We start from the raw sequence: 23,603 nt of genomic DNA, 5'->3' as shown, positions 1-23,603 counted from the left end.
GTTGAGCACTCTCAGCAATCAGATTGCACAGGTCTTACGAGTGCCTCAATGAGCAGAACCATTGCCGTGGTAGTCGTCAGTATCGTAAAAGCCGTTTTTGGTGCCGAAAAACAAGCACGCTACTGTAAAGACAGCCGTGAGTACAACCAGTGCTAATTTAACATCCATCTTTTTATGCCTCTCTAAATGAAGGTTTGACTTTAAGTTAAAAGAGCGGCCTACGATCGCAGTACGCTCTTAAACGTTTGAAGATTGTAAAACGGTCTTTCCGTAATCCTACCAATTCACAGAATCTCGCAACAAGTTTGGTCATTTCACCGTCCTGGCTTTCCCGCCCTTCTACAGCCGTTGCACCTGACCTCATCGGCTGTACCCTTGTGCGACTGTTACCTGATGGCACGACCTGGCGTGGGCAGATTGTCGAGACTGAGGCATATACCCCAGGCGATCCTGCCTGTCATGCCTACCGCCGCCGCACCGATCGCAACAGCGTAATGTTTGGTCCCGCTGGCATGACCTATGTCTATCTCATCTATGGGATGTATTACTGCCTGAATGTTGTCACTGACTTGGATGGAGTGCCCAGCGCTGTATTAATCCGGGCACTCCAGCTTGAAACGATTCCACCCTGGATCGATCGACAAAAAGAGCCAAAACCTCACCGCATTGCTGCCGGACCTGGCAAACTCTGTCGCGCCCTCAAGATTGACCTGAGCTTTACTGCCCAACCGCTGCAACTGGAACAACCGCTGTGGCTCGAACACCGCGATGCCACGTTTCAACAGCAGCTAGATGACGGCACACATTCATTGACCCAAACAACCCGCATTGGCTTAACTCAGGGCACTGACTTCCCCTGGCGCTGGTATCTGGCAAACTGCCCAGCCGTGTCGAAAGTGGAAAGTATAAAGATAAGAACTAAAGGATAAAACCAGCCCTTTTAGCCTTCAGCTTTCAGCCTTTAGCCTTCAGCCTTTCTTACAAAACAATCTCCTGCCCTTTCTCCGTAAACTGTACGGATTGAATCTTCCATTGGGAGTTGTTGAGCAACGTTTTGCGGATGCCGCCAAAGAGGGCAAGTTGTTCGCAACTTGAGAGGGAGTAGAAACTGCGTTTAGCATTAGCAGGAAGGCGGAGATCGACGATCGCCCGCGCCCCTTCTTGGCTGACTCGGTAGCCCGCAATGCTGAAGTCACCGCTATCGGTTTCGGCTAGCACTTGCGCGATCGCTGCCTCCAAGGATTTCGAGGCTGTCACCGTCACCTTTTCTGGTGCCAAATTCGCGCATTGCGTATCGACTTTATAGATATTGATTGTTGTCGTCGGACTGGGTGTGCCCGTCGGTGGTGTCAGGCGAGCGGCAACACTAGGAGAGGGTGATGGCTGTGTCGCGCTCGGTGAAGGCGTAGGCACCGGACTGCGATCGCCAGGAGGAGCATCAGCCACAGGCGGAGCGCTGCAACTGCCCAACGTTAAAGCGATGAGGCTCATCAGGCAAACCGTCAAGCGGGCAACAGTAGTAGTCATAACAGCATCAAAAAGACAGCTTGTACACAAATCATTTCTGGTAAGAGGTGCTGGTAGAGCAAGCATCATAGCCATTCAAGTCCAGCAGCCGTCACTAACACTTGCCCTTAAATGCACTTCAGCGCTTGCATGACTACACTAGTCTTATCAGTTAAATGTTAGCTCTAGCACTCTTAACCTCTCCTTGGTTTGTTCTATGAACTGCAACCGTTTCAGCACAATTTTCAGCACAGTAATGCTGTCGGCGATCGCCACGCTCATGCTACCTCTAGCGGCGAGCGCGGCTTTGCCAAATAACCCACCTCGCACGATCGCACAGACATCAGGCGATCAAGCACAGGCTGAACCAACTGCTAGACAGGTACTTGAAGCCTGTGTACAGAATCGAGCCGAAACATTGCCCAACCCATTTGTCGATGTGCCTGCCAATCATTGGGCGTTTAAGGCAGTCCTCACAATGCATTACTGTGGAGCCTATCGTCAAGCTACTCCTCCTAGCCTCATCGAGCGACTGCTAAACCAACAGCCTGCATCAGTAGACCAGTAGAAAAGCTGGACTTCCGCCACCGGAGCCGATCCGCGAAAGCGTATCGCTTACTAAGAAGATTGCTAGCAAACAAAATACCCGTAGGGTCAGGTTTGATACCAACGTGAGCGGCTATGAGTAAAATTCTGACAAAACCTGCCCCCTACAAGCGGTACATTCTTTCTCAGAAATCTCCTAATGTCCTACCACTGAGGCATAGCCTCAAAAGTTAGCATGGTTCTCATTTGCCGCTTTCAGCCGCTCTAGCACTTCTGCCACCGGAATTGCGCCTAATTCGCCAGCGGCACGGGTACGGATGCTAAGAGAATTGGCTTCCACCTCTTTAGCACCAACCACTGCCATCACGGGAATTTTGTCCTTTTCGGCGTTACGGATCAGCTTGCCGAGACGATCGCCGCTGGTATCCACTTCTGCCCGAATACCGATCGCCAGCAGTTGGCTCACCACCTGTTTGGCAAAGGGTAGCTGATCTTCGCTAACCGCCAGCAGGCGTACCTGAATCGGCGCTAACCAGACCGGAAAATCGCCTGCATACTCTTCAATCAAAATGCCGATCAGTCGTTCTAGAGAACCAAACGGCGCACGGTGAATCATCACAGGTCGCTTGCGAGTGCCGTCTTCGGCAACGTATTCCAAGTCAAAGCGTTCGGGGAGGTTGTAATCTACCTGAACTGTGCCAAGCTGCCATTCGCGATCGAGCACATCTTGAAAAATAAAGTCTAGTTTGGGACCATAAAATGCCGCTTCCCCAATGCCTTCAAAGTGATCCATGCCCAGTGTTTCTACCGCACGACGAATCGCTCCTTGAGCCTTATCCCATGCTTCATCCGAGCCAATGTACTTATCAGAATCAGGATCGCGGAAGCTCAAACGCGCTTTGAAGTTCTTCAATTGCAGGCTCTTGAACACGGACAGAATCAAATCCACCACGCTCAAAAACTCAGCATCCAACTGTTCAGGCGTGACAAATAAATGCGAGTCATCAACCGTAAAGCCGCGCACTCTGGTTAAACCGCCGAGTTCACCCGATTGCTCATAACGGTAGACCGTGCCAAATTCTGCTAGCCGCAGTGGTAGCTCACGGTAAGAACGTAGTTCGTTTTTGTAGATTTGAATGTGAAAGGGGCAGTTCATTGGCTTCATGACAAAGCCCTGCTCCAGTGCCGCTGCTGCCTCATCCTCTGCCATCAGCGGAAACATATCTTCTTTATACTTTTGCCAGTGCCCAGAGGTTTTAAACAAATCCACTCTGGCAATGTGGGGGGTGACGACAGGCAGGTAGCCCCGTTTTAGTTGTTCCTGCTTAAGAAAGTCTTCGAGGATCGATCGCAGTACCGTTCCCTTTGGTGTCCACAGTGGCAAACCAGGACCAACCGAATCCGAAAAAATAAAGAGACCCAGCTCTTTGCCCAGCTTACGGTGGTCGCGCTTCAGAGCTTCTTCTTTACGCCGCTTGTATTCCGCCAACTGTGCCGGAGTTTCCCAAGCAGTGCCATAGATGCGCTGAAGTTGAGCTTTAGTTTCATCGCCACGCCAGTAGGCACCAGCGACGCTTTCCAAATCAAAGGCATCAGGGTTAAGCTCAGACGTACTCTCAACGTGCGGACCCGCGCACAGATCCCACCACTGGTCGCCCAGATGATAGAGCGTAATTGGTTCTTGCAAGCCTTCTAAAATTTCTAGCTTGTAGGGTTCGTTAATTGCCTGAATACGCTGCCGAGCCTCTTCCCGGCTCACCTCTTCCCGGATCACTGGCAGTTTGCGGTTGATGATCTTCGTCATCTCCTTCTTGATTGCCTTCAGATCCTTCTCAGTAAATGGCTCTGGGCTATCAAAGTCGTAATAGAAGCCAGTTTCGATCGAAGGTCCGATCGTGACTTGCACTTTCGGAAACAGCTTTTGCACCGCCATCGCCATCACATGAGACGTGGTGTGGCGAATCCTCTGCAACGGTTCCGATTCGCTGGTGCGAGGCAGATGGATTTTCTCTGGTTGATCGTCTTCGGGGGAGGCGGAAACAGGCATAGGAGATGGCATCGATACAACAGACAATAGAGGGCAAACAGAGGAGAGCGCACGATCGCAGCGAGTTATCATCAAACCCTGACATCAGATCAATCTAAATGCCAGATGATTCCAATCTAAAGTTTGACGCAGCGCATTCCACCTACGGTTAAAGCATTTACCGCAAAGACCGTAGTCTCTATCTTACTGAATCTTCTTGACCCCCTTAGCGCAAACGACTTTGCGTTACTTAAATCTATGTAAAGAAGGTTTACGAACCTGAGAAAGCGCTAAAATGAAAATATGGACATAACCAGTCAGCTTTACTAATGTTTGATTCCCCTTCACCGAATGCAGACCTGCTTCGCTCCATCTTGGAGCCACTCCTTGAAGATTTTCAGTATTGGTTCCAGCGATCGCGGCTTTTGTTAGAAACGGAAGCACTTCCCTTTTTAGGTACTGAGCAACGAGACTCTTTGCTAAAGCGGATTGTAGTGGCGCAGCAGGAGGTCTCTACGGCGCAGATGCTCTTTAGGGCAACAGGTGGTCAGGTGGGGATTGAGCTGTCAGTCATGAAACCCTGGCATGATCTAGTAGCAGAATGCTGGCAAGTCGCAGTGCGCCGACGGATGCAGGAAGCAGGTGCACAACAATCAGACGAAAAAGACTGTAACGGACTGTAGCATTTGAATAAAATTAGGGTAGTCGCGTAGCATGATTGAGGAGTGATAATCATCACTTTCTAATTTTGTTGATGACTCGATTTAGTCCAATCACTTCAAGCGACTTTGAAACACCTATCTTTGTAAGCATTCATAAAAACACACTATTGCGGCTCCAACTGAGACTGCGGCTTTTGAGGAAAAACCTATGCTATTACATTTGCTCTATGTCATTGCCTTTACTACGCTTGCCTTTTTTGCGGTTGGCAATCTGATTCGGAACATGATGACGCTGGGTATGGAATCTCAGCGTCCCCCAGCGCCAAAAGGTTGGACGATGGGTGAACCTCAAGTAGCAGGACGATCGCGTCTACAAGCAGTCCCTCATCCAGAGTTTTTAGACGACGCTGGCAAAGTGATTAACGAGCCACTGCTGGTCATGCGGTCGATGAGCATGGAAGATGCACGTGAGCAGTTGGACGCAATTTATGAATCGTCTCCGGGTGCTAGTTCGTTTGGCTCAAGTGATCTGCGTGATGATGCTTAACTGAGCCTAGAGCGCCAATCCTGATTACTATAGAAGTGCAGTCGCTCAATACTAGGTAGCCCATGTCTGAACTACCTGAAGTGCAGCCTTCAGACGTAACCGAAAAGCCGAACTCTGAATTACCTGAAGTGCAACCTTCAGATGTAACCAAAAAGCCGAAGGATGCCGCTATCGTTTCTACCTCAGTAGTGGAGACATCAGCGGCTCTTTGGTATGACATTCTAAGCTCCCTAAAAGGATGGAAGCGCCTTGTACCTGTACAGTGGGTTACAGACACTTTAATGTCCTGGTTTAGTGTTAGTGAAGCCGAGATTGCCGAGATTTTGGAGCAGGTGCGGGGACAGTTGCCTACCACTGAGGCACTGCTAGTAGGCAAGCCACAGGCAGGCAAAAGCTCGCTTGTGCGAGGGTTAACTGGAGTTTCTGCCGCTATTGTTGGGCAAGGCTTTCGACCGCATACCCAGAACACGCAGCGCTATAGCTACCCTACAAGCGATCTACCATTGCTCATTTTTACCGATACGGTTGGTTTGGGCGATGTTTCTCGGGAGACAGGAGCGATCGCGCAGGAGCTTATCAGCGAACTTCAGCCTAACGAAAACCGTCGTGCCAGAGTCCTGATTCTTACCGTCAAAATCAATGATTTTGCGACTGATACGCTACATCAGATTGCTAGCACGATCCGTAAGCAGCATCCAGATGTGCCTTGCTTACTAGCTGTTACGTCCCTTCACGAACTCTACCCAGCCGATCGCACTGATCATCCCGCTTATCCCCCCGATGTAGAGGCGGTGAACCGAGCATTTGCGGCTGTACAAGAATCGTTCAAGGGGTTGTTTGATAGCGCAGTCATGATTGACTTTACATTGGAGGAAGACGAGTTTACGCCAACGTTTTATGGTGTGGAGGCATTGGTCAATGCTTTAGCCGATTTATTGCCAGAGGCAGAAGCTCGCGCCATCCATCAGCTTCTAGACGATACAGCCGGACAGCAGCTTGGCAACCTTTACAGAGACGCAGGTCGCCGCTACATTCTGCCCTTTGCGATTATGGCGGCAACCCTTGCCGCTGTGCCGTTACCCTTTGCAACGATGCCCGTTTTGACTGCGTTACAGGGTTCGTTAGTAGGGTTGTTAGGACAACTGTATGGGCAAACACTGTCGCCATCGCAGGCAGGCGGAGTCGTCAGCGCGATCGGCGGTGGTTTTTTGGCACAGGCGATCGGGCGCGAACTAATCAAATTCATCCCTGGCTTCGGCAGCGTGATTGCAGCATCGTGGGCAGCCGCTTATACCTGGGCACTGGGTGAAGCTGCCTGCGTTTACTTTGGCGACTTAATGGGCGGCAAAAAACCTGACCCCAAACGAATTCAACAGGTAATGAACGCATCCTTTGCTACGGCAAAAGAGCGCTTCAAGCAGACAAGCTGATAGCGATCGGCTGACAGCCGATCGCTATCAGCTTGTCTGTGGAGTAGCCAGTGCCTGCCCTACGCGTTGCAGTTTATGCCTGAACGCTGTCTTTGCATGGTGAGAAGTCTCCTTATACCAACTAGCAGACCAAAGCTGACCGCTAAATACCTAAACGTTGATAGATAGGATCAAGGTGCTTTAAGTGGTGCTGCGGATCGAAACACGCTTCGACCTCTTCGGCAGAAAGGTGCTTGGCAACACGAGCATCCTGGCTAATCAGATGGCGAAAATCGCCATCGGGTTTATTCCAGGCTTGATGAGCGCAGGCTTGTACTACAACATACGCATCTTCTCGGCTCATGCCTTTCTCGACCAGCGTCAGCAGCACCCGTTGACTAAAGACAACGCCACCATAAAGGTTCAGGTTACGCGTCATGTTTTCGGGGTAGACCAGCAGGTTTTTGACCAAATCGGTCGCCTCAACAAGCATAAAGTGAGTCAAAATGCAGGCATCCGGTAGAATTACCCGCTCCGCTGCACTATGGGAAATATCGCGTTCATGCCAAAGCGCCACGTTTTCTAGGGCAGTCCCTGCGTGGTTGCGAACGACTCGCGCCATCCCTGTTAGGCGTTCAGAGCGGATAGGATTTCGCTTATGGGGCATTGCAGAGGAGCCTTTCTGCCCTTTGGCAAAATACTCTTCAACCTCCAGTACATCGGTGCGCTGAAGGTTACGGATTTCGACAGCAAAGCGCTCGATCGACGCTGCTAAGAGCGCCAGTGTTTGCACAAACTCAGCATGTCGATCGCGTGAAATTACCTGCGTTGAAGCCGTATCAGGCTCTAACCCAAGATGCTGACAGGCGATCGCCTCTACTTGCGGGTCAATGTTAGCATAGGTTCCCACTGCACCAGAAATTTTGCCAACCGCAATGCTGCGCTGTTGACGGCAAAGGCGATCGCGATGACGTAAAACTTCCGCTAACCAGCCAGCAAGCTTAAAGCCAAAGGTGATCGGTTCTGCATGAATGCCGTGCGATCGACCAATCATTACGGTATGGCGGTGCTGCTGAGCCTGATAGCGAATTGCCTGAACGAGCGATTCTAGCTGTGCCATCAAGACATCTAGACTAGCGACAAGCTGGAGCGCTAAAGCTGTATCCAGCACATCAGAACTGGTTAAGCCAAGGTGAATATAACGTCCCGCATCGCCCACGTACTCGTTGACATTCGTGAGGAAAGCGATCATGTCGTGGCGTACTTCCGCCTCAATTTCCAGTACTCGCTTTGGGTCAAAGTTTGCCTTTGCCTTAATATCTGCCACCGCATCCGTTGGAATATAACCAAGTTCTGCCTGCGCTTCGCACACGGCAATTTCGACTTGCAGCCAGGTCTTCAGCTTGTAGGTATCTGTCCACAAGTTGCCCATTTCGGGCAGAGTATAACGCTCAATCAAGGTTCGTGTCGCACAGCACAACGGCTCTATTGTACAACTGTCCTTTGATGGATGAGTGGAGATGAAGAATTGCTGAATTCCAGCACGTTATGGACTCTCGCTCGGGAACTTGATTAAATATTTATGAATGGTCATCTATCTTAGTGTAGAGATTGGCACAGAAAGAGGCATATTGTAGACGTATGCTGCTTCTCATCAGCCCGTTTCCTTTAGATGAACGGTTGCAGCACTTCAATCTGGAGCAATGTACGATGTATCGTCAAGCTAAGTTCAGTGCGTTAACAAAACAAGCTAGACAGATCGCGACGATCGCTTGTTGTACAGGCTTGCTATCAAGTTGGTCGATCGCCGCCTTACCTTTAAGTGCAAGCAGCAACCAGATAGGTATTCATAATCCGATGCTGCACGCAGCCCGCTTAAACGCAAAGGTTACGCACCTCGAAATTCACCTTAATCAACGTCAGGCTGTGCTTTATCAGGGCAACACCCCAATCAAACGCTATCCGATCGGGACAGGACGGGAAGGGTGGAAAACACCGCTAGGCAACTTTCGCGTGATGCAAAAGAAGCGCAACCCTACCTGGATCAATCCCTTCACTGATGAGCGCATCACTGCTAATGACCCTAGAAACCCACTGCGCGGTTATTGGATTGGCTTCTGGACAAATGGCAAGAACTGGATTGGCTTTCACGGCACTTTAGATGCTAGCAGTGTAGGCAAAGCTGCCTCCCACGGCTGTATTCATATGTACGACAGCGACTTGAGAGACCTCTTTTCACACGTTAGTTTAGGCACTCCAGTTAAAGTGCTACCGTAAGCCCCGTTGGCGCAGTATATGTCTGATTTCCTCCAAAAGGCAGTTAACAGGTGCTTCATGGTGTGAAAGCTTGCAATTTTGACTGAACTTCTCTTGAATTCTCGTTACAAATGTCTATAGCTAGAAGGAGGCTATACGCTCCGTTCTTTTCTTCAATAGATGCAAGACCATAGATTCAGTTCATCTGGTTCCTCCAATGCAAGAAACTCCTGTTACTCATCGACCTACAGAACGGCAGATTACCCGAAAAAATCTGTTTTCCAGTCTGATCATTGGGCTGGTGCTGGGTACGATTGCCGGTACACCTATCGGTTGGTTTACCCATCGTATTTATGCTCAGCAACGCACTGCCCAAGTTTTGCTCTGCCGACAGCAAAGCTTTGGGTTACCTGAAGCAGATTTACAGGCACGCTGCGGCGCGCCCTATTAAGCAATCAAAAAGTTTTAGGGCGCAAGCTTGACTTTAAAACTTGCAACTATTTCGAAACATCTTTGCAACCAGCTATTAGCAAAGAAATCTAATGCGTCTAGAGGTAGAAGGCGTAGTACTCAGCAAACCCCTAAGATGCACTTGAGATTTTTTCGATCTCAGCAAAGTAAAACTTAACAAAAGATACGGGAGAGCTTATCATGCAACGCATCATTTCCTTTTTAGGCAAGAATTTATTAGTTATTGGTTTAGTAAGTTTAATCAGTTTGTCAGGCGCATTTTTCGTTGCCGTGCAACCTAGCTATGCAACAGTAGCTCAAGAACGCATGAGCAACAGTAGCAAGAAAGATCAAACGCCAGAACAGGCTTATGAGCAAGTCGTAAAAGAGGCTAAAGATGCCGTTAACAATCCGCAGGCTCTTGATGAAGCGTACGACCAAGATCAAAAAGCTCATAAGCAAGAACAAGGAGGCTTACTAGAAGGTGCTAAGAAAGCACTTGAGAAGGTAACCAATGCTGATTAATAAGCGCTAAAGCAGTCAAAAAAGTTAAAAACTGATGCTTTACCCCGGTTTAACGATCGGGGTTTTGTTTAACTATGTTTATCTGCCTAACTGTATGGGCACGCTAAGCTAAGCCAGCAGCATTCGCCATTGATGAACTCCTGAGTAAGGTTTACAACGCCCGGTCGCTGGCACCGGGCTTTCTCACTTTAAAGAGGCTTCTTGTCATACTGTATCTATAACCCTCAAACACTTAGCGCTGTGGTCTGGTGAGGGCAAACTGAAGCCGCTAGTGGCAAAACTAACTGCAACAGTTTCTTTCGTCTCATTGCCTTCTCTCGTCTCACCACCAGAGTTTGACCCCACTCTTATGACAGATTTAAGACGGACTTAAGTACGATCGCTCATCCAAGACACGCCTCATTCACTCAAGCGTGACGATCGCTCCCTACCCCTAACATCCTTTCAATTACCCAAACAAAAATAAGGGCAGGGGGCGAGCTGTCCTTTCAAGCTAGCGTCTAGTTTTAAACGGTAACTGCACGACTGGCTAAAGCGTTGGTTGAAAGAGAACTTGAACGCGATTGTTACCTGTATCGCCTGCATTCACGTTATCCAAAAGCTCTCTGTCGTCTTTTACAGGGCTTATAACCAAAAATGTATCGTTGTTTAGTCGCTCATAAACAACTTGGTTGTCAGAGGAACCAGAAACGCCGATCGTGCTCTTTTCGTAAGGGTTTAGCAAGGGCGCTTGTGCAGGAGTAGCACTGATCTGAATCGCCTGACTTTGCAGACCGCTAAGTGCAGCAGCACCATTGACGGGACGAGATTGTGCGTTTGCAGCAGAACTTAAGCCACCAACTACAACAACGGCACTGAGGACAGCAATTACTCTATTCATGACTCTAGCCTCTGGTAATGCTCTTCAACTTCAATGATGCCGTATATGCTTCTCTAGACCCTCTATCTTGAGCGAGTACGTCAGTAGTGTAGCCCTTTGCTAGAGCTATACCCTTAGCTAGACTTTCCCTTCTGGTGTCTGATAACGATCGTTTGACGACGAGCGCTGTCCATAGGCTGCAATCTTCTGGCGACATCCAGACTGATTTAAAGACAGCGTGGAACAACTTGATCGTCCTGACACTACGATTTAACATAAACTCTGTGTCAGGTTTATGCCAATAAAATTATTCTTAGAAGCTGAACGCCTCTTACAAACAGAGCCCGTGACGAGGATTGAACTCGTGACCTCACCCTTACCAAGGGTGTGCTCTACCACTGAGCCACACGGGCAAACATTGTTATAAACTTTGAGCTTTAGCTTTAAGTAAAGAATCCAGTTAGATTAACTCGAAGCTTAAAACTCACTGCTTACAACATTATCGTGGATGGGCCGAGCTGGATTTGAACCAGCGTAGGCGTAGCCAGCGGATTTACAGTCCGCCCCCATTAACCACTCGGGCATCGACCCATTTCAGTCCACGAAAATAGATACTAGCACAACGAGATGCACCAAAATCATCGTTAGTAGATTTTGATCCTAAATTAAAAAGTAGTGCTGCAAGTCACGATCGCCCTTTACGTTAAAAGCCATCGTGTGTTTCGATCGCACAACTGCTGCAAGAATCTGTGCGAATGTCTCAACCTTCACTATAATCAACGCCATCTGCACTTCTCTGGGTCACTGCTTGTCTGCAAGCTGAATCGGCTGTCTGCAAGCCAAACCTGTCGTCACTCCTTGTCACCGCATGACTTTTATCTCTATCGCCTACGGACTGTTTCTGTTAAGCGTAATCGGCATTTACTGGTCGGTTCAGCAGCAATGGCTTCGTATGTGGGCGCTGCTGGCAGCTAGCATTGTCTTCTATTCATCTTTTCAAGTGCAGTATCTGCCGTTGCTAGTGGCGGGTACATGGGTGACGTTTCAGCTAGGGCAGGCGATCGACCTTCCCCCTGACTGGCGTAACAATGACTGGCAGTTTGCCCAACAAGATTGGAATCGGAGACGACTGAGGCTCTTGTGGCTGGGGATTGGGGTCAATGTCTTGCTGCTGGTCGGGTTTAAGTACATACCCTTTTTGCTTTCAACGATTGGGGCTGTGCTGGGCAACCCAGACCTACAAAACAGCGCGAACTGGACGCGATCGAACCTGATTGTGCCATTGGGACTAAGCTTTTTTTGTTTCGAGTGCATTGCTTATCTGGTAGATGTTTATCGTGGGGCACCAGCAGCGCAACAATTTCTCAAGTTTTCTGCCTACAAACTTTTTTTTGCCAAGCTGATTAGTGGTCCCATTACTCGCTATCATTCGCTGGCAGCGCAAGTCGAAACGCAGACGTTTCCAACGGTCGATCGCCTGGTTGAAGGCGTATGGCTAATTGCCTGCGGCGCAGTAAAAAAAGGGTTATTAGCAGATAATCTTGGTGTTTTAGTTGATCTCAGTTTTCAAAACCTGCAACGGGCGGGCAGCGGCGATCTGTGGTTAGCAACTGTTACGTATGGACTACAGCTTTATCTAGACTTTAGCGGCTATGTTGATATGGCACGAGGAAGTGCTGTGCTGTTGGGGTTTGACCTGCCACAAAATTTTGACTTTCCCTATTTCAGCACTAGCATTGCAGACTTCTGGCGACGCTGGCACATGACATTGGGCGACTGGTTACGCAATTACCTTTACTTTCCGCTCGGCGGCTCACGGCAAGGCTTGTTGCGTACCTGCTTGAATTTGGTCATTGTTATGGCGATCGCGGGTATCTGGCACGGAGCCACCTGGGGCTTTGTTGTCTGGGGTTTGCTGCATGGGGTCGCGCTTGTCGTTCATCGGCTGACTGAAGCGTTGTCACAGCGGCAGCCCTGGCTTAAAAGCGCTTGGCAAAGCTTACCAGGCGTTGTGCTGGCGTGGTTCCTGACGCAAAGTATGGTGTTTAGCACCTGGATTTTCTTTCGGTTGCCAGACTTGAAAGAGTCCTGGTTGGTGGTGCAGCGTCTGTGGGGACATACTGCTGACGCGCAGTTTGCCCAAAAAGTGTACCTGGAAGCGCTCGGTCTCGCACCGTTTCAAATCGTGCTGCTGCTTTGGGGCTTGGGCATTGCAATGGGGGCTGCGTATCTGTGCGATCGCGCGTTTAAACTACAGCTAAACTGGCATATCAAGCTGATGCTCGTGCCGCTCTGCTTGTTTGCGGTCTGGGTTTTAGCGCCCAAAGATTCCTTACCTTACATTTACTTCGATTTCTAAAATCAGTAGCTCTTGCAATGACAGGAGGAGGATGGGGCAGACCGAAAAACATCCTTAGTTGAGCCATGCTTGACAACTTAGCACGTTTGCTGAATGGGGATTTCAATGATGAAAGAGGCACCCTGTCCGGGCAACGAACGGCATTTCAAACTGCCTTTATGGCGTTCGGTAATAACCTGATAGCTGATAGACATACCCATGCCCGTACCTTTGCCTACAGCTTTGGTAGTAAAGAAGGGATCGAATAGGCGTTTCTGAACCGCTTTGGGAATGCCAGGTCCGTTATCAGTCATTTGAATCACCACAGTTTTGCCAGTTACCTTTGTCTGGATAGTAATGGTGCTGGGATGCTCTGCGAATGCTGCCAGGGAGCGGTGCTGATTCTGCTCATCCAACGCATCGATCGCATTACTCAAAATATTCATAAACACCTGATTGAGTTGTCCTGCATAACACTCAATCTTCGGCAACGTGCCATACTCCTTCACGATCTCAATGGCGGGACAGTCTGACTTAGACTTCAGCCGATTGTGGAGAATCATGAGCGTGCTGTCGATGCCTTCGTGAATATCAACATCTTTCACTTCAGCTTCATCCAACCGCGAGAACGATCGCAATGATGCAACAATCTTTTGAATGCGATCGGCACCCACTTTCATGGAAACTAGGAGTTTGGGAAGATCTGCCATCAAAAACTCCAGGTCGATCGCCTCGACCGCAGCTTTAATTGCGTCTACTGGATTAGGGTAATGCTCCTCGTAGAGTGAGAGCAGTCTAAGCAAATCCTGGGTATAGTCATTCGCATGAGTTAAGTTGCCGTAAATGAAGTTAACGGGGTTATTAATTTCGTGTGCCACCCCAGCGACCAGTTGCCCCAAACTCGACATCTTCTCGTTCTGCACCATTTGCGTCTGCGTTCGGCAGAGTTCTTGCATAGCGTGCTCTAAGTCCGTTGCTTGTTGCTTAAGCTGTGTTTCTGCCTGTTTACGATCAGTAATGTTAAAACTGGTGCCAACAAGACGATGAACATGCCCTTCCTGATTAAATAATGGGTTAAAGGTAGTCATCAGCCAGGTATATTTGCCATCAAACGTCAAATTTTCTTCTGTCGTCAGGGCTGTCTTGGTAGCAACGCAGTGGTCTAGAAATTGACAGATCGCTGCACCTTCTGTTGCACCAAACACCTCGGCTGGCGTTTTGCCCTCCACCTCGGCACTTAAACGACCCATGAGCTTTGCTTCCACATGGTTGTGGCTGGCGTATCGATATTCACCATTTTCCAGTCGATCGACGACAAAAATAGAGCAGTTTACGCCGTCATAAATGCTACGTAGAAATTGCTCTTGTTCTTGCAGTTTTGCCTCAACATGTTTGCGCTCGTTCAAGGCAGCATGACGTTCCGAGATTTCTTGCTGCAATTGCTCAATGGTCTGCTCTAGTTCAGCATTGCGGGCTGTGATTTTAGCCTCTAGTTGGACATTGGCTTCTTGTAACGCTAAAGCGTGTTGCTTTTGCTCTGTAATCAACTCAGCAAAAATGATAATGCCACCGATCGTGCCCATAGAGCCATACCAGGGGCGGACTTCCCACTTGAGCCAGATGGTATTGCCATCAACGTCGGTTACGGCTTCTTCCTCAGAGCGTTCGATCGCACCCGCTAGGCACCGCTGATGAATACCTTTCCAATGCGGTGGCAGGTCGGGAGAAAGGTCGTAGTGAGATTGCCCAATAACGTCGCGATCGCCAAAGCCGTAGTCTTCACACCAACGACGACTTGCTAACAGGTAGTGCATCGTGCGATCGAACATGGCGATCGCGATCGGGCTATGCTCGGCAAACGATCGCAGTAGTGTGGCTTGATCAGTTTCCTCATTGTTTGAATCCAAGCTCAGTTCGGTGGACTGCATGCGCGTCAAACACTCCCTATGAGGACAAAAGCGGCTTTAACTACCGTCTTCATCATGCCCTGAACAAAGGATGTGTTAACGCAGCATGGTAAGCTCGCGCTGTTTGGATGGTTGCGACTCTAGACCAGCAAGCCTGTATTACCTGTAGGTGTCTGCCGAATTGGAATTTCAATGACAAAGGTTGCGCCTTGCCCAGGCTGAGAACTGCACTGAAGCGTACCCTTATGCCGTTCGGTAATCACTTGATGGCTGATGGACATCCCCATGCCCGTGCCTTGACCAACGGCTTTAGTGGTGAAGAAGGGGTCAAAGAGCCGCTTTTGCACTTGCTCGGACATCCCCGGACCATTGTCAGCAATCTGAATGACGACACGATCGCCCCGTTGCTTGGTACGAATCGTAATGGTGCTCGGCTCCGCAACACAATCAGCAGGTGAACGTTGCTGGTTATAGTCATCCATCGCGTCGATCGCGTTGCTCAAGATATTCATAAATACCTGGTTGAGCTGCCCCGCGTAGCATTCGATCTTGGGCAGGTTGCCATACTCTTTCACTATCTGAATAGCAGGATGATCAGCTCTTGACTTCAGCCGACTGTGGAGAATCATCAGCGTACTATCAATGCCATCATGAACGTCCACATCTTTCACTTCGGCTTCGTCTAGCCGTGAGAACGATCGCAGCGATTGCACAATTTCGCGAATGCGGTCTGCCCCTACTTTCATAGAGACGAGCAGCTTGGGCAAATCGCTCCGCAGAAAGTCCAGGTCAATGTCTTCAATGGTTGTTTCAATGGCTGCGGTAGGCGCTGGATCATGCTCTTGATAAAGCTCCAACAAGTCGAGTAAATCTTGTGTGTACTGACTTGCATGATGGATATTGCCGTGAATGAAGTTGACTGGATTGTTAATTTCATGCGCTACACCCGCTACAAGCTGACCCAGGCTAGACATCTTCTCGCTTTGCACCAGTTGCGTTTGGGCTTGACGCAGTTCTTGAAGCGTTTGTTCGAGCGCCTGGGACTTCTGCCGTTCGCCTGCTTCGCTCTCCCGCAATTCTGCTTCAACCTGCTCGCGTTGAGCAATCTCAGACTTGAGCTGGTTATGGGTAGCTAATTCTCGAATTACTGTGTCAAAGGTCATGGCTAGAAACCGGATTTCGCTAGCAAGCGTGATGCGGGGCATTGTAAAAGCGCCCGATTGTTTGCTGTCCCTGACGGCATCGTTCAGTACCCTCAGTGGAAGTAAGACCGTTCGATGAATGAGAACACCAATGAGACACAGAATGCCGATCGTGCCGACTAGCAAAACCAGAGTAGAGGAGTAGAAGAAACGTTTTGAGTCGGCTTGCATCTCTTGCAGGTCAACGATCGCGATCGCCAGCCCACGCTGCCCTGAAGTACCAAAGAGTACGCTGTTAAAAGGCAAGACCTGCACCAGCACAGGTTTGCCATGTAGAGTCATTGCTTGACTAACTTCCGTACCTTTCAGTGCCGCTTGCTCAATAGAGGGAGCTAGCTCTGGGTGCTCGATGGTGTAAAAGCTGTCTGCGACTCCATGAGAGGAGTGCTCTGAGTCCTGAGAACTATGTGCCAAAATCTTGCCACTTGGGTTCACAATGACAATCTCAATGACGGCAGGCAGGGTGGCGTAATTTTGCACGACCTGCCGCAGAATATGGCGATTTTCGATCGCCAGCAACCCCTCAGTGGAAAACTCTAGCGATTGCGTAATTGTTTGAGCGCGTTGTTTTACCTGTTGAGCTAAGTCTTCCTGGATGAGACGGTAGTTTACCCACAGGGTTGCAAAGCCGACTGTTAGGAGGGAAAGCCCAAAGCCAAGCAAGAGTTGCTTTGAAAGACTTTGCTTCCGTAATTGCAAGAGTTGGTTCAAGCTTTCCAAGCCTCAATTGCAGCAGTGATTGGTCTGGAGTTGATTTCAATGTCTTTACGGGGCGCGTGACCAGCGCGTGGATCGTCTTGCAACAGTTGAGCCAGTTGGGCGATCGACTGTTTTAGCCTGCCCTGCGACTGAATGCCAACCTTCAGCGATTGCAATTTTGGCTGCCCGACGGCACAAGCGTTGAGACCAAGACTAATGATCAGGGCGATGAAGCTTAAGCCACTGAACGATCGCCAACCGTATAGGCTGGAGCTGACTCGTCTGGTTAGAGAGCCTAGCCAGCGAGTCTTGACCTGCTTCATAGCCTTTTTCCTGAGACTTCGTGGATGCAATTCCTTCTTCAAAGTGCCCATCCACTGGTCAAAGATCACAGCACGCCACACTGCCCTTGCTGGCGTAGGAGGTGATCACATAGTACGAGCGCCATCATTGCTTCAACCATCGGCACAGCACGGGGCAATACACAGGGATCGTGGCGACCTTTGGCTGCTAATGTCACTTCTTCGCCTGCATTCGTTACGGTGCGTTGCTCTTTGCGAATGGTAGCAGTGGGCTTGAAAGCAACGCGAATGAGAATATTTTCGCCGTTGGAGATGCCCCCTTGTACACCGCCCGATCGATTTGTAACAGTGCGAATGGTGCCGCGATCGTCTGTGTAAAATGCGTCGTTATGCTCACTGCCTGTTAGCAATGTGCCTGCAAAGCCAGAGCCAATTTCAAAGCCTTTAGTCGCTGGGAGAGACATGATGCCCTTTGCTAGATCAGCTTCGAGCTTGTCGAAAACGGGCATTCCCAGACTTTTGGGGACATGACGGGCAACACATTCCACGACACCACCGATCGAATCCCCTTCTTTCCGCATCTGTTCAATCAAATCAATCATGCGATCGGCAGCGTCTTGATCAGGACAACGGACGATGTTGCTCTCCACCTGCTCCAAAGTCACGGTTTCGGCATCAACGGCACCTTCCAGATCTTTGATTCGCTTGACGTAACCGATGATTTCTACCCCTCCCACTTGCTGAAGAATCTTTTTAGCGATCGCGCCAGCTGCGACTCGCCCAATGGTCTCCCGTGCAGATGAGCGACCCCCACCCTGCCAGTTACGAATGCCATACTTCTCGTCATAGGTTGCATCGGCATGAGAGGGACGGTACTTGACCGCCATTTCGTCATAGTCTTGTGATCGCTGGTCTTTGTTACGAACGAGGATGGCGATCGGGGTGCCCGTCGTTTTACCATCAACCATGCCAGAGAGAATTTCGCAGGTATCCGCTTCATTGCGCGGCGTTGTAATCTTGCTTTGCCCCGGTCTACGGCGGTTCAACTCTGCCTGGATTTCCTCAACCGAGATTTCTAGCCTAGGCGGACAACCATCAATGACGACACCAACGCCACCGCCATGCGATTCGCCGAAGGTGGTAATGCGAAAGAGATGACCGAAGGTGTTGCCCATAGTGAATGTTGGAGAGATTGTAAGATCGCGATCGTAGCGGAAAACGCAGCAAATTATTGCTTAAAAAGCAGCGCTCCACCATCACTTCAAGTCTCTTAGATGGTCTTGAAGCAACTCAATCACGCTTAGTAAATTCTTAGTTAGAGTATTCACATTGCTTAAGCTTTTTCTGGAGATTTCATGGGTGAGGCACTTCGTCGGTTGAAAGACTGTAAACAAGCACGAGCTAAGATTAATTCACTGATGGACAGTGCTGAGACAACTTTGGTTATCCATTACTCCTGCGAGAGTTTTTATGAAAGGACTGATGGTCGAACACCCCGAATCACATCTATTGCTGTAAGAAATTTAGCTTCTGGACAAACAGAGTCATTTTCTATTCATAAAATCGCCGAACAAAAGAACGTTCCTTTTAATCAAATTGATGCTAACTATGATGAGCTTGAGAAAGAAACGTTAGATGAGTTTTTTGATTTCGTACGCTCACACCAACAATCCTCATGGGTGCATTGGAATATGCGTGATATCAATTATGGTTTTGCTGCAATTGAGCATCGCTATAGCGTTCTTAACGGCAACCCTTTTTCGATCTTTGAAAGTAAGAAATTTGATTTAGCTCGTGCTCTAGTTGCTATATACGGTCGTGAATATATCGGACATCCAAGATTAGAAGCTTTAGTAGATAAAAATAGCATTAATAAAAGAGATTCTCTAACTGGTAAGGAAGAAGCCGAAGCTTTCAGTAACAGAGCTTATATTAAATTGCATCAATCTACCCTAAGAAAGGTTGATATAATTGCAAATGTCTTTAGTTGCGCCTGCTATCAAACATTGCAAACAGATGCTACTTGGTTCAGCCAATATGGTTCAACACCACGAGTCGCAGTTGAGTTAATAAAGGAAAACTGGTTGTGGTCAGCAGTTGGTATCACTTTGACTGCAAAAACCTTCATAGCACGTCTTTCTGGATGGTTTTCATAAAAGTTTCAATTACTAAAAAAGCGCTCTCCTAATGTTAGGGAAGCGCTTTTTTTGAGCAAGAGACTGGTGTAATTAGCCGTCGATCGCAGGAGCCTGCATTGAAACGAGAATTGCGTCGCCTGCTGCCAGGTCAAGCGGGAAGTTGTGAGCATTGCGTTCGTGCATCACTTCCATACCCAGGTTGGCGCGGTTCAAGATGTCCGCCCAGGTATTAACCACACGACCTTGAGAATCCAACACTGATTGGTTGAAGTTGAATCCATTCAGGTTAAACGCCATTGTGCTAATGCCCAGAGCCGTCAACCAAATACCAACTACGGGCCACGCACCCAAGAAGAAGTGCAGTGAGCGTGAGTTGTTAAAGCTGGCGTATTGAAAGATCAAACGACCGAAGTAGCCATGTGCTGCCACGATGTTGTAGGTTTCTTCTTCTTGACCAAACTTGTAGCCGCTATTTGCTGACTCGTTTTCGCTGGTTTCTCGCACCAAAGAGGACGTAACCAGCGAACCGTGCATAGCGGAGAACAAGCTACCACCGAAAACACCTGCCACACCCAACATATGGAAGGGGTGCATCAGAATGTTGTGCTCTGCCTGGAACACGAACATGAAGTTAAAGGTGCCAGAAATGCCGAGGGGCATCCCGTCAGAGAAGGAGCCTTGACCGATCGGATAGATAAGCAGTACGGACGTAGCTGCCGCTAGAGGTGCAGAGTAAGCGACGCAGATCCAGGGACGCATACCGAGGCGGTAGGAGAGTTCCCACTGGCGACCCATGTAAGCGAAGATGCCGATCAAAAAGTGGAAAACAATGAGCTGATAAGGACCACCGTTGTAGAGCCACTCATCTAGAGAAGCGGCTTCCCAAATGGGGTACATATGAAGACCGATCGCATTGGAGGAAGGCACAACCGCGCCGGAGATAATGTTGTTGCCATACAGCAAAGAGCCAGCCACAGGCTCACGAATGCCGTCAATATCTACAGGGGGAGCAGCAATGAAAGCAATGATAAAGCAGATAGTTGCTGACAGCAGGGTAGGGATCATCAACACTCCAAACCAGCCTACATACAGACGGTTATCAGTGCTAGTGACCCAGTTACAAAACCGATCCCATGCGCTTTCGCTTTCGCGCCTTTGAATGGTTGTTGTCATAGTAGTAATAAGTGCTAGAAACTACAGGAAATCCGTAGCCAAAAAATAAGTGTTTGGCAATCTTTACCAAATGCTGGTATTGCTTACCTACTCTCATAGTATTGAGATCCGTTTTTATTATTCCAGCGTTGCCTGTGAAGATTTATCAACTCGATTGCAATCTCTTCCTATCGCTCAAAGCCCTTTAATAGACTAGTTTAAGAGCTTGATTCGTTGCTATTCAGCGAAGTCTACGAAGATTGATTTTTAAGTTTTACGAAGCGATCGCAGACGCAAGCAATTGACCTTCAAAGTCACAATCACGATGAAATAAGCATCCAAGAAAAAGTGCTACCTTTTGTCACAATTACTTTGGCAACGGGCTTTTTAACGTAATTGCAACTATTAGTGATTTTTCTTCACTTTAAACTGACAAAAGTGTTCAAAGACTCAATAGAGAACGGGGCAACTGTTGGATTCTAGGCAAAGACCATCATCAAAAACCGTCATGCCGTGAGAATTGTTCCCCGACTTGGAGACACCATACGGTTCAGTGGAGTTGGCTTCTTGGACTACAAGAAGATCGTTCAGCTAGTCCAACTCGATTAGTCCAACTTCAACGCATTGGCAGGCACTTCGTCCCACGAATTGACGGTACGTAGGCGGGCAATCCAGCCTGCTGCCACTTGTTCAGCGGTCAAATTGTTTTGAAACGATTGGTGGCAGTCCTGCGCGTGGTCTTCATCGCAACACGCAATGCACGAGTAGAGGATACCGGATGGATCAATCTGTTCGTTTACCCAAATAGACACGATCGCACGCTCCTGAAGTGTTTAGAGGGTTTTGGTTAGAGACGGAGACAAAGCGATTAGTGTCGATCGCTCTTCGTCTCCGTTCTCAATTACTCTTACTTCCCAGTCTACAAGCTTCACCGCTATCGTCTCACGATGTTTTACCCGCCATCAGCGTCAATGCATCTCCTGTAACGCGACAGATGCGCCAATCAGGTAAAACAGTAGCGCCCATCTGCTCGTAAAAGGCGATCGCGGGTGCATTCCAATCGAGCACACTCCATTCCAGCCGCCCACAGCCTTCTGCGATCGCCCGTTGCGCTAAATATATCAGCAATGCCTTGCCGATGCCCCGTTGCCGATACTCTGGCAAAACAAACAAATCCTCCAGATAAAGCCCTGGTTTTGTTAAAAACGTCGAATAGTTGTAAAAAAAGAGCGCCAGTCCAGCAACGTTACCTGCGGTTTCAGCCAAAACCACTTCAGCATAGGGACGTGAACCAAACAAATGCTCCTTTAATGCTTCCGGCGTGCCTGTAACTGCATGAGAAAGTTTTTCATACTCTGCCAATGCCTGAATTAAAGCAAAGATAGTCGGCACATCGCTAGCAGTTGCCGCGCGGAGCTGGATTGGTTCAGGCATAGGGGCTAACGGTAGGTATCAGTAGAACAGAGCTGTAGGGATATTGCAATAACATTCCTACAAAAAACAATAGCTTTGAAAGATACCAACCGTCAGAAAAGCTTGCTAGAACCTTAGCTAGCCAGCGCGAGCGGGATGGATTCAGCTTGGTGTGGCGCGCGATCGGGATTAAGGCGATCGCTCAAGTAGCTATACATACCGTCACACGCATCGAAATAAATGGTGACTCCCTCTCTGCCCTGCTCGGCGAAAATAATCTGTGCACCGTAGTGGGGAGAGGTCAAGAAATTTAGCCATCGAGCGACCTGAACATAGGGCACAGCAAGCTTACCCAGTTTTTCGCCATCAACCATTTCGAGCGAGAATTTAAGCGCTGGTTGCATAGAGAGTTCCTCAACGTTCTGCTGAGAGTATTCTACACGTAGAACAGTATATTTGTACTACTTAATTCCAACTGTTCTGATCTTTTATTGAGGTAAGGGAGGGGAGCAGAGAAGCAGGGGGAGCAGAAGCAGTCTTTTAAGTTCCAACTTCTGACTTCTGACTCCTAGCGCCTGATAGCTAAGCCCCTTGCCTCATCACTCCTTACTCATGCTGAAACTCATCCAAAAGCGCCTGAAGCGAGGCTTTCATCTCGGTTGGCGTTGTGGGTGTGGTGCCAAACTGCCGGACGACAATGCTGGCTGCCAGGTTGCCTAAAACGGTTGCTTCCCATGAGGTTGCTCCTGCGATCAGCCCCAGCGTGAAGGCAGCGACAACGGTATCGCCTGCGCCTGTTACATCAAAAACATCCGTACGATTAAAGGCAGGAATATGGTGCTGAGTGCCGTCGCGATCAAATAAGCTCATTCCCTCTTCGCCACGAGTGATGAGCATTTGCTTTGCCTGAGTCAGCTGCAAGAGGGCGTGTCCACCTTGCTGAAGTTGCGTTAGGTCAGCCGGATTACCTGATGAACTAACGAGCGAATAACCAACAGCTTGCTCGGCTTCAGGCAGATTGGGTGTGAAAACCGTTGCGCCTGTGTAGCGATCGAGTCCGATCTGAGCGTCAACAACACTGAGCGAATGGGTCAGCGCTGCTTGAATGACCGGTGGCGTTAAGGTGCCATCGCCATAATCGGAGCAGACAACCGCATCAACGGTGCCAACGTGCTGCTGGATGTAGTCGGCAAGCTGAAGCTGGAGCAATTCATCGGGCAAATCATCCGACTTACGATCGACCCGCACAATCTGCTGCGTTACTGACTGGCGAGCATGACCCGAAATCCGCGTTTTGGTCACAGTGGGGCGATCGCTGTCCAGCAGAACTCCTTGCGTATCAATACCTGCGCCTTCAAAAATGCTGCGTAGTGCTTTCCCCTGGTCATCAACACCTAGCAGCCCCACAGCTTTTACATGTGCGCCTAGTTTCGCAAAGTTATAGACCGCATTTGCGCCACCACCCGGCACCTGTCGGGTCGTTTCATGGCGAATGATAAGCACAGGCGCTTCGCGAGACAGCCGCTCCACCTGCCCCGTAAGAAACTCATCCAACGTCAAATCGCCGACGACTAAAATCTTCGCTGTCTGAAAGCGATCGATCAAGTAAAACAGCCGTTCAGCAGACGCTGCAAGCTGGGCTGCAAAAGACGCATCAAGAACCATA

Annotated in this window: 25 protein-coding genes and 2 tRNA genes; 10 read left to right on the top strand and 17 right to left on the bottom strand. The window is 49.1% G+C overall.

What is annotated here, in order from left to right:
• Window positions 1-45: 45 nt before the first annotated feature.
• Window positions 46-168, bottom strand: a complete 123-nt coding sequence (locus tag H6F76_RS31085; RefSeq protein ID WP_277881239.1) for a hypothetical protein — start codon at window positions 166-168, stop codon at window positions 46-48.
• Window positions 169-251: 83 nt separating this feature from the next.
• On the opposite strand from H6F76_RS31085, the gene H6F76_RS16800 reads away from it, so the two are divergent.
• Window positions 252-929: a DNA-3-methyladenine glycosylase gene (locus H6F76_RS16800; RefSeq protein ID WP_347276050.1), complete on the top strand. Its 678-nt coding sequence runs from the start codon at window positions 252-254 to the stop codon at window positions 927-929.
• A 49-nt stretch (window positions 930-978) separates the two neighbouring features.
• Here H6F76_RS16800 and H6F76_RS16795 read toward each other — a convergent pair whose 3' ends face one another.
• A complete protein-coding gene (locus tag H6F76_RS16795) occupies window positions 979-1,527 on the bottom strand; it encodes a sporulation/spore germination protein (protein ID WP_190509972.1) in 549 nt (182 codons plus the stop codon).
• A 196-nt stretch (window positions 1,528-1,723) separates the two neighbouring features.
• Between H6F76_RS16795 and H6F76_RS16790 the strand changes: the two genes are divergently transcribed.
• Window positions 1,724-2,074, top strand: a complete 351-nt coding sequence (locus H6F76_RS16790; protein ID WP_190449535.1) for an S-layer protein — start codon at window positions 1,724-1,726, stop codon at window positions 2,072-2,074.
• A 201-nt stretch (window positions 2,075-2,275) separates the two neighbouring features.
• On the opposite strand, the gene thrS is transcribed toward H6F76_RS16790, so the two are convergent.
• On the bottom strand, window positions 2,276-4,099 hold the full coding sequence (gene thrS / locus H6F76_RS16785) for a threonine--tRNA ligase (RefSeq protein WP_199322152.1): 1,824 nt from the start codon (window positions 4,097-4,099) through the stop codon (window positions 2,276-2,278).
• A 308-nt stretch (window positions 4,100-4,407) separates the two neighbouring features.
• Here thrS and H6F76_RS16780 point away from each other — a divergent pair, with 308 nt between their 5' ends.
• The 3 genes from H6F76_RS16780 to H6F76_RS16770 all read left to right on the top strand — a co-directional run bounded on the left by H6F76_RS16780 (window position 4,408) and on the right by H6F76_RS16770 (window position 6,717).
• A complete protein-coding gene (locus tag H6F76_RS16780; protein ID WP_190509970.1) occupies window positions 4,408-4,761 on the top strand; it encodes a DUF2605 domain-containing protein in 354 nt (117 codons plus the stop codon).
• A 187-nt stretch (window positions 4,762-4,948) separates the two neighbouring features.
• Window positions 4,949-5,287 (top strand): DUF2973 domain-containing protein, encoded by a 339-nt coding sequence (locus H6F76_RS16775; protein WP_190449532.1) that lies wholly within the window; start codon window positions 4,949-4,951, stop codon window positions 5,285-5,287.
• Between the two features lie 62 nt (window positions 5,288-5,349).
• Window positions 5,350-6,717 (top strand): 50S ribosome-binding GTPase, encoded by a 1,368-nt coding sequence (locus tag H6F76_RS16770; protein WP_190509969.1) that lies wholly within the window; start codon window positions 5,350-5,352, stop codon window positions 6,715-6,717.
• Between the two features lie 142 nt (window positions 6,718-6,859).
• Here H6F76_RS16770 and purB read toward each other — a convergent pair whose 3' ends face one another.
• Entirely contained in the window at window positions 6,860-8,155 is a 1,296-nt protein-coding gene (purB, locus tag H6F76_RS16765) for an adenylosuccinate lyase (protein ID WP_190509947.1), read from the bottom strand.
• Window positions 8,156-8,337: 182 nt separating this feature from the next.
• Here purB and H6F76_RS16760 point away from each other — a divergent pair, with 182 nt between their 5' ends.
• The 3 genes from H6F76_RS16760 (at window position 8,338) to H6F76_RS16750 (ending at window position 9,927) form a co-directional block, all read left to right on the top strand.
• Entirely contained in the window at window positions 8,338-8,973 is a 636-nt protein-coding gene (locus tag H6F76_RS16760; RefSeq protein ID WP_199322151.1) for a L,D-transpeptidase, read from the top strand.
• A 196-nt stretch (window positions 8,974-9,169) separates the two neighbouring features.
• Window positions 9,170-9,403 carry a hypothetical protein gene (locus tag H6F76_RS16755; RefSeq protein ID WP_190449529.1) on the top strand — a complete coding sequence of 78 codons (234 nt, stop codon included), beginning with the start codon at window positions 9,170-9,172 and terminating at the stop codon, window positions 9,401-9,403.
• A 200-nt stretch (window positions 9,404-9,603) separates the two neighbouring features.
• Entirely contained in the window at window positions 9,604-9,927 is a 324-nt protein-coding gene (locus tag H6F76_RS16750) for a hypothetical protein (protein ID WP_190509945.1), read from the top strand.
• Between the two features lie 529 nt (window positions 9,928-10,456).
• Here the strand turns inward: H6F76_RS16750 and H6F76_RS16745 are convergent.
• The 4 genes from H6F76_RS16745 to H6F76_RS31080 all read right to left on the bottom strand — a co-directional run bounded on the left by H6F76_RS16745 (window position 10,457) and on the right by H6F76_RS31080 (window position 11,572).
• The gene (locus H6F76_RS16745) at window positions 10,457-10,807 is read right to left on the bottom strand and encodes a hypothetical protein (RefSeq protein WP_190509943.1); all 351 of its coding nucleotides are present in this window, start codon (window positions 10,805-10,807) and stop codon (window positions 10,457-10,459) included.
• A gap of 320 nt (window positions 10,808-11,127) precedes the next feature.
• Window positions 11,128-11,199, bottom strand: a tRNA-Thr gene (locus H6F76_RS16740).
• Window positions 11,200-11,295: 96 nt separating this feature from the next.
• Window positions 11,296-11,377 (bottom strand) — tRNA-Tyr (locus tag H6F76_RS16735).
• A gap of 69 nt (window positions 11,378-11,446) precedes the next feature.
• Entirely contained in the window at window positions 11,447-11,572 is a 126-nt protein-coding gene (locus H6F76_RS31080; protein ID WP_277881238.1) for a hypothetical protein, read from the bottom strand.
• Window positions 11,573-11,654: 82 nt separating this feature from the next.
• On the opposite strand from H6F76_RS31080, the gene H6F76_RS16730 reads away from it, so the two are divergent.
• The gene (locus tag H6F76_RS16730) at window positions 11,655-13,145 is read left to right on the top strand and encodes an MBOAT family protein (RefSeq protein WP_190509941.1); all 1,491 of its coding nucleotides are present in this window, start codon (window positions 11,655-11,657) and stop codon (window positions 13,143-13,145) included.
• Between the two features lie 77 nt (window positions 13,146-13,222).
• Here the strand turns inward: H6F76_RS16730 and H6F76_RS16725 are convergent, their stop codons facing one another.
• The 4 genes from H6F76_RS16725 to aroC all read right to left on the bottom strand — a co-directional run bounded on the left by H6F76_RS16725 (window position 13,223) and on the right by aroC (window position 18,409).
• A complete protein-coding gene (locus H6F76_RS16725) occupies window positions 13,223-15,052 on the bottom strand; it encodes a PAS domain-containing protein (RefSeq protein WP_190509939.1) in 1,830 nt (609 codons plus the stop codon).
• Window positions 15,053-15,171: 119 nt separating this feature from the next.
• On the bottom strand, window positions 15,172-16,944 hold the full coding sequence (locus tag H6F76_RS16720) for an ATP-binding protein (RefSeq protein WP_242036699.1): 1,773 nt from the start codon (window positions 16,942-16,944) through the stop codon (window positions 15,172-15,174).
• On the bottom strand, window positions 16,941-17,255 hold the full coding sequence (locus H6F76_RS16715) for a hypothetical protein (protein WP_190509937.1): 315 nt from the start codon (window positions 17,253-17,255) through the stop codon (window positions 16,941-16,943). Before H6F76_RS16715 ends, H6F76_RS16720 begins: the two co-directional genes overlap by 4 nt.
• A 65-nt stretch (window positions 17,256-17,320) precedes the next feature.
• Window positions 17,321-18,409: a chorismate synthase gene (gene aroC, locus H6F76_RS16710; RefSeq protein WP_190509935.1), complete on the bottom strand. Its 1,089-nt coding sequence runs from the start codon at window positions 18,407-18,409 to the stop codon at window positions 17,321-17,323.
• A gap of 180 nt (window positions 18,410-18,589) precedes the next feature.
• On the opposite strand from aroC, the gene H6F76_RS16705 reads away from it, so the two are divergent.
• Entirely contained in the window at window positions 18,590-19,390 is an 801-nt protein-coding gene (locus H6F76_RS16705) for a hypothetical protein (RefSeq protein WP_190509933.1), read from the top strand.
• A 72-nt stretch (window positions 19,391-19,462) separates the two neighbouring features.
• On the opposite strand, the gene psbA is transcribed toward H6F76_RS16705, so the two are convergent.
• The 5 genes from psbA to H6F76_RS16680 form a co-directional block, all read right to left on the bottom strand.
• The gene (gene psbA / locus H6F76_RS16700; protein WP_190449522.1) at window positions 19,463-20,545 is read right to left on the bottom strand and encodes a photosystem II q(b) protein; all 1,083 of its coding nucleotides are present in this window, start codon (window positions 20,543-20,545) and stop codon (window positions 19,463-19,465) included.
• 584 nt (window positions 20,546-21,129) lie between these two features.
• The gene (locus H6F76_RS16695) at window positions 21,130-21,336 is read right to left on the bottom strand and encodes a glycogen debranching protein (protein WP_190449521.1); all 207 of its coding nucleotides are present in this window, start codon (window positions 21,334-21,336) and stop codon (window positions 21,130-21,132) included.
• Between the two features lie 130 nt (window positions 21,337-21,466).
• Window positions 21,467-21,958, bottom strand: a complete 492-nt coding sequence (locus tag H6F76_RS16690) for a GNAT family N-acetyltransferase (RefSeq protein ID WP_190509931.1) — start codon at window positions 21,956-21,958, stop codon at window positions 21,467-21,469.
• A gap of 113 nt (window positions 21,959-22,071) precedes the next feature.
• Window positions 22,072-22,341, bottom strand: a complete 270-nt coding sequence (locus H6F76_RS16685; RefSeq protein ID WP_190509929.1) for a hypothetical protein — start codon at window positions 22,339-22,341, stop codon at window positions 22,072-22,074.
• A gap of 202 nt (window positions 22,342-22,543) precedes the next feature.
• Window positions 22,544-23,602, bottom strand: coding sequence for a PfkB family carbohydrate kinase (locus H6F76_RS16680; RefSeq protein ID WP_190509927.1), 1,059 nt, complete (start codon window positions 23,600-23,602; stop codon window positions 22,544-22,546).
• Between the last annotated feature and the right edge of the window lies 1 nt (window position 23,603).

Source organism: Leptolyngbya sp. FACHB-321 (assembly GCF_014695975.1).
In the GTDB taxonomy this organism is placed as follows: Bacteria; Cyanobacteriota; Cyanobacteriia; order Leptolyngbyales; family Leptolyngbyaceae; genus Stenomitos.
This window is presented reverse-complemented; position numbering and strand designations above follow the sequence as displayed.